Origin of the sequence: Enterovibrio gelatinilyticus, from assembly GCF_028683095.1 — a bacterium.
GTDB classification, from domain to species: domain Bacteria; phylum Pseudomonadota; class Gammaproteobacteria; order Enterobacterales; family Vibrionaceae; genus Enterovibrio; species Enterovibrio gelatinilyticus.
In genome coordinates, this window is record NZ_JAJUBC010000035.1 from 1 (window position 1) to 15603 (window position 15603).

The following is a 15603-nucleotide window of genomic DNA, read 5'->3' on the forward strand; positions in this document are numbered from 1 at the left end:
TACCGGCTTAACTCGCCGTGTTCCGTGTCGATGGGGCGCAGTATAGGGACTTCAGAAAATCGTGCAAGTAGTTTTATGAAAAAAATCACACTTTCGTGGTCAAATGTTCATATAACACCCAAAAACGCCACTTTTGTTCAAAAAATACACAATAATCACTGTAATCTTGGTAGATCAAGATCTGGAAATTTGATCATTGCTACATCAAGATTTCGTTTTATTGACGAGTTTATGAACAAAGAGTATTGAGTAAAGCACAGTTGGCGGGTTCTGCACGGAAATTTTCTAAGACAAACCACATCGGCCATCTACTAAAAATGCGGATCTTTGAGGTTACGTTCAAAAAGTGGTCAATAACCTTTTCTTTATATAGAAAAAAGCCCGCTTGCGCGGGCTTTTAATGTTTCTAGCTGAAACGGATGATTACATCATTCCGCCCATGCCACCCATGCCGCCCATGTCAGGCATTGCTGGGCCATCTTGTTTTGGCTGCTCAGTCACCATTGCTTCTGTAGTGATCATCAGGCCAGCTACAGATGCTGCAAATTGCAGTGCTGAACGAGTAACTTTAGTTGGATCCAAGATACCCATATCAATCATGTCGCCGTATTCGCCAGTTGCTGCGTTGTAACCAAAGCTACCTTCGCCAGCTTTAACGTTGTTTGCAACGACAGAATCTTCATCACCCGCGTTCAGCGCGATTTGACGAATAGGCGCTTCCATTGCACGAAGTGCTACACGGATACCTACGTTTTGTTCTTCATTGTCACCTTGAAGGTCAACAACTTTGCTTGCTGCGCGGATAAGTGCAACACCACCACCAGCAACCACGCCTTCTTCTACAGCAGCACGTGTTGCGTGCAGTGCATCTTCTACGCGGTCTTTCTTCTCTTTCATCTCAACTTCAGTTGCTGCGCCAACTTTGATGACTGCAACGCCGCCTGCCAATTTCGCAACGCGCTCTTGCAGTTTCTCTTTGTCGTAGTCAGACGTCGCATCTTCGATTTGTTGACGAATTTGAGAAACGCGGCCTTGGATAGACACTTCATCACCGGCACCATCAATAATAGTGGTGGTTTCTTTAGTGATAGTAATGCGCTTCGCTTGACCTAAGTCTTCTAGCGTCACTTTCTCTAGTTCCATACCGATTTCTTCAGAAATCACAGTACCAGCAGTTAGTGTCGCGATGTCTTGCAGCATTGCTTTGCGACGATCGCCGAAACCTGGCGCTTTAACAGCAGCCACTTTCACGATACCGCGCATGTTGTTCACAACCAAAGTTGCCAATGCTTCACCTTCTACGTCTTCTGCAATGATAAGAAGAGGACGTGAAGATTTCGCAACTGCTTCCAGAGTCGGTAGCAGTTCACGGATATTTGATACTTTCTTATCAACCAATAGGATGAACGGGCTATCTAGATCAACAGAACCCGACTCTTGGTTGTTGATGAAGTAAGGAGACAGGTAACCGCGGTCAAACTGCATACCTTCAACGACATCAAGTTCATCTTGTAGTGATTGACCTTCTTCAACAGTGATAACACCGTCACGGCCAACTTTTTCCATCGCTTCAGCAATCAAAGTACCGACAGTCTCATCAGAGTTAGCTGAGATAGTACCTACTTGGGCGATAGCTTTAGTATCTGCACATGGAACAGACAACGCTTTCAGTTCTTCAACAGCAGCAATAACTGCTTTGTCGATACCGCGCTTAAGATCCATTGGGTTCATACCCGCAGCAACAGCTTTCAGGCCTTCTGCAATGATAGCTTGAGCAAGAACAGTCGCAGTGGTTGTACCGTCGCCTGCTGCATCGTTAGCTTGAGATGCAACTTCTTTAACCATTTGTGCGCCCATGTTCTGGAATTTGTCTTCCAGTTCAATTTCACGCGCAACAGATACACCATCTTTAGTGATAACCGGAGCGCCGAACGATTTGTCCAGAACTACGTTACGACCTTTAGGGCCAAGGGTCACTTTTACTGCGTTTGCTAGAACGTTTACGCCTTCCAGCATTTTTGTACGAGCATCATTGCCAAATTTAACGTCTTTAGCTGCCATTTCTCTCTTCCTTTATAAAATCTGTTTCTTCAGTGAAATAGTAATTACTCAACGATAGCCATGATGTCGTTTTCAGACAGGATCAGGACTTCTTTACCATCAATTTTTTCAGTTTTGGTGCCGTAACCTTCAGAGAAGATAACAGTGTCGCCAACTTTAACGTCCAAAGGCTGAACATTGCCGTTTTCAAGGATACGGCCTTTGCCTACTGCTAGCACAACACCGCGAGTTGATTTCTCAGCAGCTGAACCAGTTAAAACAATGCCACCAGCAGATTTTGATTCAACTTCTTGGCGTTCAACGATTACTCGGTCATGTAGTGGACGAATGTTCATTGGTCGTCTCCTGAATTAATGTAGTGATCCATAGGGGAAATAAATGAGGAAACCACAGCGTCTGTTGTTTCCAAAGTACCTCTTAAGTGGGGATGGGTTATCTCAATCCCAAGGGGGATCTTGCAACTTTTTTCCGTTTTTTTGCCGAATATCTTTTGCGGCATCACATTCTATCTATTAGGGTAGCCCTGCCTTTAACGATAACGATGGGGCATCCAGCAATTTCAATATTCCCGCTTTCTTCAATCTCTTTGAAGAAAACAACAATCCGAGAGTGGTATGAAGGATAAACACGGCCTATTAACTGCCCCCATCGACCAAGTGCTAAAGAACATGACTATCCCAATGGTATTTGGCCTTGTCGCGATTCTGGCATTTAGCCTTGTTGATACCTTCTTTATATCCTTGTTGGGTACCGACGCCTTGGCGGCAGTCAGCTTTACGTTTCCGATTACATTTGCCGTAAACTGCATCACCATGGGAATTGGTGTCGGGCTGTCGACGTGCATTGCACGTTCATTGGGTAAACGAGCAATGAATGACGCAGCGAGGATATCAGGCCACGGTTTGATACTGGCGGTACTGTTAGTTATCTGCGCGAGCGCGATAGGCCTTTTGACTATCGACCCACTGTTTCGACTGCTCGGCGCACACCAGAGCCTACTCCCCCTCATCCATGAATATATGAACGTCTGGTATCTGACGATTCCATTACTGGTGATACCCATGGCAGGGAATTCAGCCATTCGCGCCACAGGAGACACCAGAACGCCTGCCAAGATCATGATTCTGGCAGGCCTTATCAATGGCCTGCTTGATCCACTATTAATCTTCGGATTGGGCCCATTCCCCGAACTCGGTGTTCAAGGTGCGGCGATTGCCAGTGGGATTAGTTGGGCTGGCGCCTTGCTTTGCTCTTTGTATGTGCTAATAAAGAGGGAAAAGTTGCTGGCGCCCCCATCAACTCGCTATCTACTTCAAGATTGGAAAGATATCCTCGCCATTGGCACACCTGCTGCACTATCAAATGCATTGAATCCACTGTCTGGCGCTATTCTAATGGCACTACTTGCTGCTCAAGGCACAGCAGCAGTCGCAGCATACGGCGCGGCACAGCGTGTAGAGTCCTTGCTGCTTATCGTTATGATGGCACTGACTTCGTCACTCACCCCATTAATGGCACAGAACTTTGGGGCGAACCATTCGTCTCGCGCCTTCGACGCATTATTTCGAGCCATGCGTTTTTCCGTGTTGTTTCAGTTCATTGTATTTATCGCCATGGTGCCGCTCAGCTCCCCCATCGCTGCGATATTCAGTCAAGAGCCTGCTGTACAGAACAAGCTATGGCACTACCTGATTGTTGTGCCAGTGAGTTATGGCATGCAAGGTGTCATGATGATGCTAGTCAGTGCATTGAATGCGATGAAAAAGCCAATGTTGGCATTTGCGATGAACTTGGTTCGGTTATTTGTGCTGCTTTTGCCTATGGCATGGTTTGGCAGCATGATTGATGGCACAGAAGGCATGTTCATTGGCATCGCTGTTGCCAATGGCATTGCAGGAATTGTCGCCTACATCATGGCCTTGCAATTAAGACGGCGCAGCATGACCGATATGGCGCATACCTCGTCGTCCGAGACTCATTAAATGCCGCAAAAACTCAAGGCTCTCTAATCGTGCGACGAGGATCGCCACCCGCTTTCTCCAATAAAGCGTCCAGTGTCTTTAAAAAAGATTGGTATTCTTGCCATTCGATCCCAGACATTAACCCTTTCTCCCATGCTCGCGCCTTGGGAAGAATTTCAACATATAGCTGTTTACCTTTATCAGTCAGATGTAAAAACGCCGCACGTTGATCCTTGGCATCTCGTTCTTTACTCACCCAGCCTTTTTGCTCCATCTCTACTAACGTTCGCGATACCCTGACCTTATCCAAACTTGTCTCTTCTGCGAGCTCTTTGGCTTTAATCCCTTCCCTTGCCCCCAGCGAAGCCAATATCCGCCACTGCGCTCGGCTAAGACCAAATTCCCGTTCATAAATATGCGCCAGTGAATCTGCCACATGTGCCGCGGTCTTAACCAATTTATAAGGTAAAAAGTCATCCAGCTGAAACGGATCTGCTTCTAACATCTCTTTATCCATCACTGTCCACCAACACAATCTCTCCATTGATATATAAAAACTGCCATTCCATTTGGCAAACTTCCCAATCCCGCACTACGCTAATATAGTTTCAAATGAAACTATATTCCAATATCGAACCGTTAAAGTGCTGAGGAGGAACGATGAGAAAGTGGTTTTCATTCCCCATCAACGAAGGCAATACCTCAAGGCAGGCGCACTGCGACCTGCCCGAAGGAACATTTGAAAGAGAGTGTGGAAAAGAGGGTTTTTTCGGCCCAGCCACGCACATGTATCACCAGCATGCGCCTACGGGGTGGACGGAATGGGAAGGCGAACTTCGCCCTCATGCCTTTGACACCAATAACGTAGAAGACGTTGGTGATAACCCGCTAGCAGCACCTCTGCTGCTGTCCAATGCCAACGTTAAAGTGCGTATTTGGCGTTGCACGTCATCAATGGAATATCTCGTCAGAAATGGGGACGGTGATGACTGCCTCTTTATTCATGAGGGGTCAGGCTCACTGTATTGCGATTATGGCCACCTAAGCTTTGGGGATGGGGACTACCTGATCATTCCTCGATCTACCAATTGGCGCATAGAACCTGATTCTCCTGTGACCATGTTGATGATAGAAGCAACCCACGGCTCTTACATGACCGCGGAGCGCGGAATCGTCGGCGATCACGCAGTATTCGATCCTGCAATGCTTGAATACCCGAAGATCGATGACGCCTTTCTCACACAGCAGCAAGACGTTAAACCTTGGCAGGTTTATCTCAAGTCTCGCGAAGCAATGAACCGCATCACCTATCCTTTCAACCCACTTGATGTCGTAGGGTGGAAAGGTGAACTCACCGTGCTTCGACTAAATTGGCGGGATATTCGCCCACTCATGAGCCATCGCTATCACTTACCGCCGTCAGCCCATACCACCTTTGTTGCCAACGGCTTTGTCATTTGTACCTTTGTCCCCCGCCCCATTGAATCCGACCCCGGCGCACTAAAGGTGCCCTTTTATCACAACAACGACGACTACGATGAAGTGATCTTCTATCACAAGGGTAACTTCTTCAGCCGAGACAACATTCACCCCGGCATGATCACCCATCACCCATGTGGCTTTCCTCATGGGCCACATCCAAAAGCCTTTGCCGCTGGCGCAAAAGCAACAAAAACAGAAACTGATGAAGTGGCAGTAATGATTGATACCCGGATGCCACTAGATTTGGGCGATGCCGCCAAAAACACCGAAATTGACGACTACGTTCAGTCATGGCGAACACCGCCACGCGGTTAAACAACTAAAGGAATAGATGATGAAACTGGCTTCCCTAAAACACCGCCGCGACGGAAAACTGATCCTTGTCTCTCGCGATCTATCTCAAGCGGTTGATGCCTCAGATATTGCCTTCACGCTGCAAGATGCACTCGATGAATGGGCAACACTTTCACCCCTGTTGCAGGCACGATATGACGCGCTAAATGCTAACACTGTGTCAGGGCGTTTTGTTTTCGATCCAAACCAGTGTGCATCCCCGCTGCCCCGAGCCTATCAATGGGCTGATGGCAGTGCTTACGTCAACCATGTTGAGCTAGTGCGAAAAGCGCGTGGCGCAGATATGCCAGAAAGCTTCTGGACCGATCCTTTGATGTACCAAGGCATGTCCGATAAATTTATTGGACCATGCGAAAACATCGAGTTGTGTGATGAAAGCTGGGGCTGTGATTTTGAAGCAGAAGTCGCCGTTATCACTGACGATACCCCGATGGCAGCCTCTGTCTCCGACGCATCAACACATATCAAACTGCTGATGCTGGTCAACGATGTATCATTAAGAAACCTTATTCCTGGCGAGCTTGCAAAAGGGTTTGGCTTTTTTCAATCTAAACCCGCATCTTCATTTTCCCCCGTTGCCGTCACACCCGATGAATTAGGTGATAGTTGGCAAAGCAGCAAAGTTCACTTGCCATTACACGTCCAACTCAATGGGGATACTTTTGGTGCACCAAACGCAGGTGTCGACATGACGTTCGATTTTTCCGAACTGATTGCGCATGCCGCCAAAAGCAGACCGTTGAGCGCAGGAACGATCATTGGTTCTGGCACCGTATCGAATCTTGATCGTTCAAAAGGATCATGTTGCATTGCAGAGAGACGAATGTTGGAAATTCTGGATCTTGGAGCACCCAAAACACCGTTTCTGCTCTATGGTGATAAGGTCAGTATCGAGATGCATGACAAGGAAGGTCGTTCAATCTTCGGACGGATTGAACAAACGGTTGTCCCCTACCAGATAGCCGAACAAGGAAAGTGAGGAAGAACACGCAGTGAAGCTCTATGACTATCCAAAATCATCAGCCTCTTACCGTGTTCGTATCGCGCTCAATGTTAAGGGGCTGACGTATCAGTCCCATTGTGTGTCTTTACTCGATGGCGACCAAAAAAGTGATGCTTATACAGCCCTCAATCCTAGCGGGTTAGTGCCAACCTTGGTCGACAACGGACAAACACTGACACAATCGCTGGCAATCATAGAGTATTTGGAAGAGGCCTACCCTTCCCCCTCCTTGTTGCCCGCGGCATACGCAGCACGAGCCAAATGCCGTGCACTCGCGTTAGACATTGCTTGTGATATCCATCCATTGAACAACCTTCGGGTACTCAAACACCTAACAGGCCCTATGGGGCACAGTGAGGACGAAAAGCTAGATTGGTATCTGCATTGGCTCCGTGTTGGATTCAGTGCAGTGGAAAAGAAAGTAGAGAATACGCAAACCGCGTTTTGCTGTGATCATATCCCAACACTCGCTGATATTTGCCTCGTCCCACAGCTGTTTAATGCCCGCCGATTTAATCTTGATCTGGCTCCTTACCCAACACTAAAAGAAATAGAACAGCGCTGCCTGGCCCTACCTGCCTTTGAGCTGGCGCATCCAGATAATGTTTAGGAGCAAGCATGCCACATCAGCCTCTTTGGCAACCCAGCACAAAGCGAATTGCCAACGCTAACCTGACAGACTTTATCAACACGATAAACGGTCAGTACGGGTTAAGCCTCACCAATTACGACCAACTGTACGCATGGTCAATCAAAGACAGTGAAGCATTTTGGCAATCACTTTGGCAGTTTTCAGGAGTAGTAGGCGCTCAAGGCGAACGCATCGTTGATAAACCCGACACCGACCCGAATAAAAATAGCCGCTGGTTTCCAGATGCAAAACTCAACTTTGCAGAGAATCTCCTGCAATGGGTTAAAGACATGCCAGACAAAGACGCCATTGTCTTTTCCGGCGAGGATGAAAAAGCGAGCACGGTATCGTGGGCTGAATTAGTTCGACAAGTCAGTTGCGTCGCCGCCTACTTAAAGCGTTGCGATGTTCAGAAAGGAGATGTTGTCGCTGGGTATCTACCCAATATCGCCGAAACCGTTGTCGCCATGCTTGCCACCTCATCACTTGGTGCAATTTGGACATCCACCTCTCCCGATTTTGGCACAGACAGTGTGCTAGATAGATTCGGTCAAACCCAACCCAAGGTGCTATTTACCACCGATGCTTACCACTACAACGGTAAATCTCACGACAATCTCAACAAGGCACGATCAGTACGCGCTGGCGTTGACAACCTCACTCATATGGTCGTGATCCCTTATGTTGGCGGTACTGCGCTCAATGAAGACGAAACCTGCTGGCGTGCCATATTGGCAGAGCAAGCAGAACCACTCACCTTCACGCGCGTTGGCTTTAACGATCCGCTTTATGTGCTGTATTCCTCCGGCACAACAGGCAAACCGAAATGCATTATTCATAGTGTGGGCGGCATGCTGCTCAACCACTTGAAAGAGCATCAACTTCATTCTGACGTCAAAGCAGGCGACCGCGTCTTCTATTTCACCACCTGTGGTTGGATGATGTGGAACTGGCTAGCGAGCGCATTGGCCAGCGGTGCAACACTGGTGCTGTTTGATGGGTCACCATTTTATCCGGACGCTGGCGTATTGTGGCGTCTCACAGACGCCCAAAAAGTGTCATTGTTTGGTACGTCCGCCAAATACCTCGAAGCACTAGAAAAACAACACTACTCACCAATGCGTGAGCACTCACTAACTAGCCTTCAAGCCCTATGCTCAACAGGTTCGGTGTTGGCACCGGAGCAATTTGACTATGTCTACAAAGACATTAAGAAAGATGTGCAGCTAAGCTCCATTGCCGGCGGCACAGACATCTGTGGGTGCTTTGTATTGGGAAGCCCTATCTCCCCCGTATATCAAGGTCAAAGTCAGGTGCGTGGACTTGGCTTAGACGTCGAAGTGTTCAACAACGAAGGCAAGCCCGTTAGCGGGGAAAAAGGAGAGCTTGTGTGTTGCAACAGCTTTCCCAATCAACCGGTTGGCTTTTGGCACGACACGAACGGCGAACGCTACCACAAAGCCTATTGGGACAAAATTGAAGACATCTGGTTTCACGGCGATTACGTCGAGCTGACAAAAGAAGGTGGCATGGTGTTCTTCGGCCGCTCAGATGCCATCTTAAACCCGGGAGGCGTGCGCATAGGAACCGCTGAAATCTATCGACACGTCAATCAACTGGATGAAATCATCGACTCTGTGGTGATTGGGCAAGAATGGCAAAACGACGTACGTGTGGTGCTGTTTGTTAAGCTTAAACCCGGTGTCGATTTGGGTGACAACTTAGAACGGAAAATTCGCTCTACGATTCGAACCAGCTGCACACCAAGGCATGTACCCGCCAAAATCGTTGCCATTACCGACATTCCTCGCACTAAGTCAGGTAAGCTCGCTGAACTCGCAGTACGAGACGTCGTTCATGGCCGCGCTGTTGCACAGCTCAGCGCCCTAGATAACCCTGAGTCTCTCGCTCAATTTAAAGACAGACCAGAGTTACAGGAATAACCGCTTGTCTCGCCGCGTGAATGCATTTAGCTGCGGTCAATAAAGCACAAAGCCAACCGAAAGGTTGGCTTTGTCGTCTCTAAACGCACCGTTCAACTGACCCGTTCGGGCGTTTTTTCAATACGGCTAATTCAGGCGATCGTTATCGTCATTTTTTCGCTGATATTCACCTTCAAACGTACTGCCATTACCAGAGCCGTCACGAGAGGAACCATTGTCATGCCCCCCAAATGGGCCTTGACCAAACGGACCTTGTTGCTGGAATCCACTTTGGAAACTCGCCACCTTCACGCGGCTCATAAATTGTTTGGCTAACCACGCACGCGGCCACGGTAAAAGGACAGCCATGCCCATGGCATCCGTCATAAATCCTGGAGTAAGCAGCAATACACCTGCTACAGCAAGCATCACCCCTTCAACAATCTGCTGCGCGGGTAATTCGCCTTGGTTCATTCGCTGTTGGACCGTCAGCAGCGTTTGTAGCCCCTGACTACGTACTAAAGACGCACCCACAATCGCGGTCAACAGAATCAAAGCAACCGTTGGCCACAGCCCTAATACGCCGCCGACTTGAATGAACAGAGCAATTTCAATAATAGGAACGACAATAAACATCAAAAGCAAAATAGGAAACACGCTGGAACCTCGTTTTCGTTCAAAGGGTCATAAAGCTCACGACCATACTAACACCGCACAACCTCGAATGTTGAGATCACCCATTCATTCGGCTTTACGCCGCTCACGCCATTTCGTCGTCGCGTTCTTTTCATTATCAAGTTCAACCACGATATCGTACAGAGGTTAACAGTATCAATACGTTTCTATAGCGTTGGAAAACAATGAGAAACAAACTCAATGAAGATCTAGATCACATAACTGTGCAATTCGTATCACTTCGTTTTGATTGGTGATCTGACTCATGTTTTTGCGGGAAAGGATGAGTAAAATCCAACAGTATAAACCGGATGAAAACACATCATCATCCAGCCAAAATCTCTGGTGAACGGACTCTACAGCGAAATTTGCGGCTAATTATTATCCAATATAAGTTTCTTTTTAGGGCCAAACTATGTCACAGACGATTGATATCGCAAACAACCTGATCCCTCCGCATCTTGCTACTCGCATTGAAGAAGACTTACTTGGTGAGCGTCACGTTCCTTTTGATGCGTACTATGGTATTCACACTCTACGCGCTATCGAAAACTTCAATATTTCTCGCACCACCATTTCAGATGTTCCTGAATTTGTTCGCGGCATGGTATTCACCAAAAAAGCCGCTGCGATGGCAAACAAAGAGCTTGGCGTGATCCCTTCCGTTGTAGGTGACTACATCATCAAAGCCTGTGACCTAATTTTGGACACTGGCAAGTGCATGGATCAATTCCCGTCTGACGTTTACCAAGGTGGCGCTGGCACTTCCGTTAACATGAACGCCAACGAAGTGATCGCCAACCTAGCGCTGGAGCTCATGGGCAAAGAGAAAGGCGATTACGACGTTGTTAACCCTAACGACCACGTAAACAAAAGCCAATCCACCAACTGTGCATACCCAACGGGATTCCGTGTGGCGGTATACAACAGCATCCTGACGCTAATGAACTCCATCAGCTACCTGCAAAGTGAATTCGAAGGCATTGCCAACGCGAACAAGAACGTACTGAAAATGGGTCGTACCCAGCTTCAAGATGCCGTGCCAATGACAGTAGGCCAAGAATTCCACGCGTTTGCCGTACTGCTAAAAGAAGAAGAGAAGAACCTCAAATACACCGCTGAATTACTGCTAGAAGTTAACCTTGGCGCAACCGCGATTGGTACTGGCCTTAACGCTGCGGCAGGCTACCAACAACTGGCGGTTCAGCGTTTGGCTGAAGTGACAGGTTTGAACTGCACTCCAGCAGAAGACCTTATCGAAGCAACCTCTGACTGCGGCGCGTATGTGATGGTTCACAGTGCGCTAAAACGTCTTGCAGTGAAGCTATCGAAAATCTGTAACGACCTACGTTTGCTCTCTTCTGGCCCTCGTTCAGGATTAAATGAAATTAATCTTCCTGAAATGCAGGCTGGATCGTCTATCATGCCAGCCAAAGTGAACCCAGTTATCCCAGAAGTGGTGAATCAGGTGTGCTTTAAGGTTATCGGTAACGACACCACCATCACCTTTGCAGCAGAAGCGGGTCAGCTTCAATTGAATGTGATGGAGCCTGTGATTGGTCAAGCGCTGTTCGAATCGATTGAGATCCTGTCTAACGCATGTATCAACTTGGGTGAGAAGTGCGTGAAAGGCATTACGGTAAACAAAGAGATCTGTGAGAGCTATGTATTTAACTCAATCGGTATCGTGACCTACTTGAACCCGTTCATCGGTCACCATGAAGGCGACATCGTCGGTAAAATCTGTGCTGAAACCGGCAAGAATGTTCGCGATGTGGTCCTTGAACGTGGACTTCTGACCGAAGAGCAACTCGACGATATCTTCTCTGTCGAAAACTTGATGCACCCTCAATACAAAGCGAAACGCTATAACTAAGTATTGATAAAAAGGGTACTCACATTGAGTACCCTTTTTTATAATCGCTCGCCAGCATCAGCCTGACACTGAAAACAAACGCAGCGGCTTTTCTCGTATGACATTCCCCACCAAAATCCATTCAAATGATGGTTAAGGGCGACATCGAAGATAGCTACTCCGTTTGTTTTTTTGTTTTTTGTTTTATTTAAGTAGGAGTTACCTATGGTAGCCGTAGAGTTATTCGTCGTTCTGGCCTTTATCTATTTAGGGGCCCGCATCGGTGGTATTGGTATCGGTTTAGCCGGTGGCGCAGGCGTTATCGCACTGTCATTGTTTCTTGGAATGCCCACCAGCCAAAGCTACATTCCTATCGATGTCATTCTGATCATTATGTCAGTTATCACCGCAATTGCCGCCATGCAGGTTGCTGGCGGTATGGATTGGCTTGTTGAGAAAGCTGAGAACTTCCTTCGCAAAAACCCAAAGAAAATTACTTTCTATGCGCCGATTGTGACTTACCTGATGACACTGATGGCGGGGACGGGTCATACCGCGTTTTCGACATTGCCAGTGATTGCCGAAGTCGCCAAAGAGCAAGGTATTCGTCCATCTCGCCCACTTTCTATTGCCGTCGTCGCCTCTCAAATCGCTATCACAGCGTCTCCAATTTCGGCAGCAGTCGTGTTCTTCTCCGGTATCCTTGAGCCACTTGGCATTGGTTATCTCACTCTGCTGGCGATTTGTATCCCAACCACTTTCATCGCCTGTATGGCGGGGGCTTTCGTGGCGAACTTTATGGGCTGCGAATTAAAAGACGACCCTGTGTATCAAGAGCGTTTATCGAAAGGCCAAATTAAGCTTCAAGGAACGGAAAAACGCGTCATCGCGCCAACAGCTAAAAAAGCGACCTACATCTTCCTGACAGCCATCGTTCTTGTGGTGGCTTACGCGGCGGCAATCTCAGGCTCTATCGGCTTGATTGAAAACCCAACATTGGGCCGCAATGAAGCAATCATGACATTCATGCTGGCTGCCGCATCACTCATCGTTCTCACAACGGGCATTGACGCGTCTAAAATTGCCGCTGCGCCAACGTTCCGCTCAGGCATGACTGCCTGTGTGTGTGTGCTGGGTGTGGCTTGGTTAGGGTCGACCTTTGTTAACGCTCACGTTGACGGCATCAAAGAAGTGGCTGGCACTCTGCTGTCTGACTACCCGTGGATGCTGGCTTTGGTGTTGTTCTTTGCCTCAATGCTGCTCTACTCACAAGGCGCAACCACGGTTGCACTGATGCCTGCCGCTTTAGCGATTGGTGTTGCGCCACTGACTGCGATTGCCTCGTTTGCGGCGGTTTCAGCACTGTTTGTATTGCCAACGTATCCAACCTTACTCGCTGCTGTGGAAATGGATGACACAGGGTCCACGCGTATCGGAAACCTTGTCTTCAACCACCCGTTCTTCATTCCAGGCGTGGTGACTATCACGACCTCCGTCGCGCTAGGCTTTATCGTTGGCGGGATCGTGTTGTAGCTCTAGGAGCTATCAGAAAAGGGCTCTTCGGAGCCTTTTTTTACGTTTAAATATCTCGCCACAACCTATCTATAGCAGCACATCCTATCGTTCTATACCGCCCACCATCGATTAAAATTAACAGGCACTTTCTGAAACGAATTCGGGCTTTTCCGGTCTCAATGATATAGTTCTTTTCTCTTTTAGGAATAACGGTTGCTAATGAAGGCCATGTCAAAGATAGGCTCACGATTTTTCGCCCTTTTTGCCTTTACGCTGATCAGCGTATTTCCAGCGCATGCAGAATTTTCTCTGTTTAATTCACCTGTTCCTTCGATGGACAGTGCCCCCAAATTTGTGCCGGCTGATCAAGCGTTTCCATTCAATTTCACGCAGCAAGGCGATCGCGTTTATCTTGATTGGCAAGTCACGCCTGGGTATTACCTCTATCAAGATAAAATAGAGGTCAATGCCAGTGAAGATGCAAAAATCGGCGCCCTCACCATGCGCCAAGGCCTACCTCACAACGATGAGTTTTTTGGCGAAGTCTTTATCTTCAAAAAGCCTCTCACCGTGACCGTGCCGATTGTTCACGCGACTGACAACAGCTCACTAAAAGTGACCTATCAAGGGTGTGCGGACGCAGGTTTTTGCTACCCACCAGAGACAATATCTGTCCCGTTAAGTGCCGTGAGTGGCAGTGGTAATAAAACCACAACCCTTGATATGACGAATACACAAAACTCAAGCTCTACTTTGCCTACAACGGTAGCGGCTCAAACCGCCTCATCAAATTCAAATACCGACGTCAGCAGCTTAGCGGACAATTGGTGGCAACCATTGTTGTTCTTAGGGCTAGGCATTGGCTTGGCTTTCACCCCTTGTGTGTTACCTATGTACCCAATCTTGACTGGCATTGTGCTCGGCGGTGGCAAGAAAACACACAGGCAAACGTTCAAGCTCTCTATGCTCTACGTGCAAGGCATGGCGTTGACATACACCCTTTTAGGCCTTGTCGTCGCATCAGCTGGCTTGCAGTTTCAAGCGGCATTCCAACATCCCTATGTGCTCATGGGGTTAAGCAGCTTATTCGTGTTATTGGCACTGTCGATGTTCGGCGTGTTTAACTTGCAACTTCCTGCCAGTATTCAAACCAAACTCAGTGAGATGAGTAATCATCAGCAGGGTGGCAGCAGCGCCGGTGTATTTGCGATGGGAGCCATTTCAGGGCTGATCTGCTCACCTTGTACTACAGCACCTCTCTCTGGCGCGTTGTTGTATGTAGCACAAAGTGGCGATTTACTCACAGGAGCAGTAACGCTATACGCACTGGCGTTAGGCATGGGGATTCCACTGATTATCGCCGCCATGTTTGGCAACAAATTACTGCCAAAAGCCGGAGCATGGATGGATCGCGTGAAAACCTTCTTTGGGCTAGTGTTACTCGCAGCCCCAATCTTCCTGTTGGAGCGCTTGTTACCAGAACACATCAGCGTATGGTTGTGGGCGTTGTGGTTATTGGTGTCTCTAAGTTGGCTTTATCACATTAGTCGCACGCTTCAACCGGGCAAACTGGCGAGTGCTCTAGGGATCATGGCGATTCTTGGATTAAGTGGCGGCGCTGCCTACACATATAACGCGCTACTCACACCCAGCGTAAAAGCCGCTATACCTTCTGTGGAATTCATCAAGATAACGACAACGGAAGATCTCAATCGCGAATTGGCGGCAGCCAAAAGAGCAGGAAAACCGGTTATGCTCGATTTCTATGCAGACTGGTGCGTAGCCTGTAAAGAGTTTGAAAAATACACCTTTCATGACCCCAGCGTCGCTCCGGAATTACAGGACTTTGTCTTGCTGCAGGCCGATGTTACGGCAAATCGTCCGCAAGACATCAAGCTACTCATGTCGCTGAATGTTCTCGGTTTGCCTACGCTAGATTTTTGGGATGAGAATGGCGCCCCAATGCCCGATGCGAGACTAACGGGCTTTATGAAACCCGCTCCCTTTCTTTCTCACCTCGCGCAAAATCAGCTGATTAATTCTCAGAACTAATTGCAGTCAAACTTGATCCCGACGACATTGCCCGCCAATGACGGGGGATCAAGCTCTTAATTCCCACCTATGCAAATTGATCAATTTAATAC

12 protein-coding genes are annotated in these 15603 nt (G+C 48.1%); 8 read left to right on the plus strand and 4 right to left on the minus strand.

The genetic code is table 11. The features are described 5' to 3' along the window. Positions 1–423: 423 nt before the first annotated feature. Both groL and LRP50_RS21915 read right to left on the minus strand, forming a co-directional pair. Positions 424–2061, minus strand: coding sequence for a chaperonin GroEL (groL, locus tag LRP50_RS21910; protein ID WP_028024515.1), 1638 nt, complete (start codon positions 2059–2061; stop codon positions 424–426). 44 nt (positions 2062–2105) lie between these two features. Then, positions 2106–2396 carry a co-chaperone GroES gene (locus tag LRP50_RS21915; RefSeq protein WP_002541974.1) on the minus strand — a complete coding sequence of 97 codons (291 nt, stop codon included), beginning with the start codon at positions 2394–2396 and terminating at the stop codon, positions 2106–2108. Between the two features lie 279 nt (positions 2397–2675). Between LRP50_RS21915 and LRP50_RS21920 the strand changes: the two genes are divergently transcribed. Beyond that, positions 2676–4043, plus strand: coding sequence for an MATE family efflux transporter (locus tag LRP50_RS21920; RefSeq protein ID WP_274166565.1), 1368 nt, complete (start codon positions 2676–2678; stop codon positions 4041–4043). A 13-nt stretch (positions 4044–4056) separates the two neighbouring features. Here the strand turns inward: LRP50_RS21920 and LRP50_RS21925 are convergent, their stop codons facing one another. Next, complete coding sequence (locus LRP50_RS21925; RefSeq protein ID WP_274166566.1) at positions 4057–4539, minus strand: MarR family winged helix-turn-helix transcriptional regulator; 483 nt, start codon at positions 4537–4539, stop codon at positions 4057–4059. Positions 4540–4682: 143 nt separating this feature from the next. On the opposite strand from LRP50_RS21925, the gene LRP50_RS21930 reads away from it, so the two are divergent. From LRP50_RS21930 to LRP50_RS21945, 4 genes are read left to right on the plus strand one after another with little or no spacing between them, the layout of a single operon-like run. Then, positions 4683–5819, plus strand: a complete 1137-nt coding sequence (locus LRP50_RS21930) for a homogentisate 1,2-dioxygenase (protein ID WP_274166567.1) — start codon at positions 4683–4685, stop codon at positions 5817–5819. A 19-nt stretch (positions 5820–5838) separates the two neighbouring features. Next, the gene (locus LRP50_RS21935) at positions 5839–6837 is read left to right on the plus strand and encodes a fumarylacetoacetate hydrolase family protein (RefSeq protein WP_274166568.1); all 999 of its coding nucleotides are present in this window, start codon (positions 5839–5841) and stop codon (positions 6835–6837) included. 13 nt (positions 6838–6850) lie between these two features. Then, on the plus strand, positions 6851–7471 hold the full coding sequence (gene maiA, locus LRP50_RS21940) for a maleylacetoacetate isomerase (protein ID WP_274166569.1): 621 nt from the start codon (positions 6851–6853) through the stop codon (positions 7469–7471). An 8-nt stretch (positions 7472–7479) separates the two neighbouring features. Further along, positions 7480–9435 (plus strand): acetoacetate--CoA ligase, encoded by a 1956-nt coding sequence (locus tag LRP50_RS21945; RefSeq protein ID WP_274166570.1) that lies wholly within the window; start codon positions 7480–7482, stop codon positions 9433–9435. A 126-nt stretch (positions 9436–9561) separates the two neighbouring features. Here LRP50_RS21945 and LRP50_RS21950 read toward each other — a convergent pair whose 3' ends face one another. Then, on the minus strand, positions 9562–10071 hold the full coding sequence (locus LRP50_RS21950; protein WP_274166571.1) for an FxsA family protein: 510 nt from the start codon (positions 10069–10071) through the stop codon (positions 9562–9564). Positions 10072–10504: 433 nt separating this feature from the next. Between LRP50_RS21950 and aspA the strand changes: the two genes are divergently transcribed. From aspA to LRP50_RS21965, 3 genes are all read left to right on the plus strand, one after another. Next, positions 10505–11965, plus strand: coding sequence for an aspartate ammonia-lyase (aspA, locus tag LRP50_RS21955; RefSeq protein ID WP_274166572.1), 1461 nt, complete (start codon positions 10505–10507; stop codon positions 11963–11965). Between the two features lie 204 nt (positions 11966–12169). Continuing rightward, positions 12170–13477: an anaerobic C4-dicarboxylate transporter gene (locus LRP50_RS21960; RefSeq protein WP_274166573.1), complete on the plus strand. Its 1308-nt coding sequence runs from the start codon at positions 12170–12172 to the stop codon at positions 13475–13477. A gap of 201 nt (positions 13478–13678) precedes the next feature. Further along, on the plus strand, positions 13679–15511 hold the full coding sequence (locus tag LRP50_RS21965) for a protein-disulfide reductase DsbD (RefSeq protein WP_420791247.1): 1833 nt from the start codon (positions 13679–13681) through the stop codon (positions 15509–15511). Positions 15512–15603 lie beyond the last annotated feature (92 nt).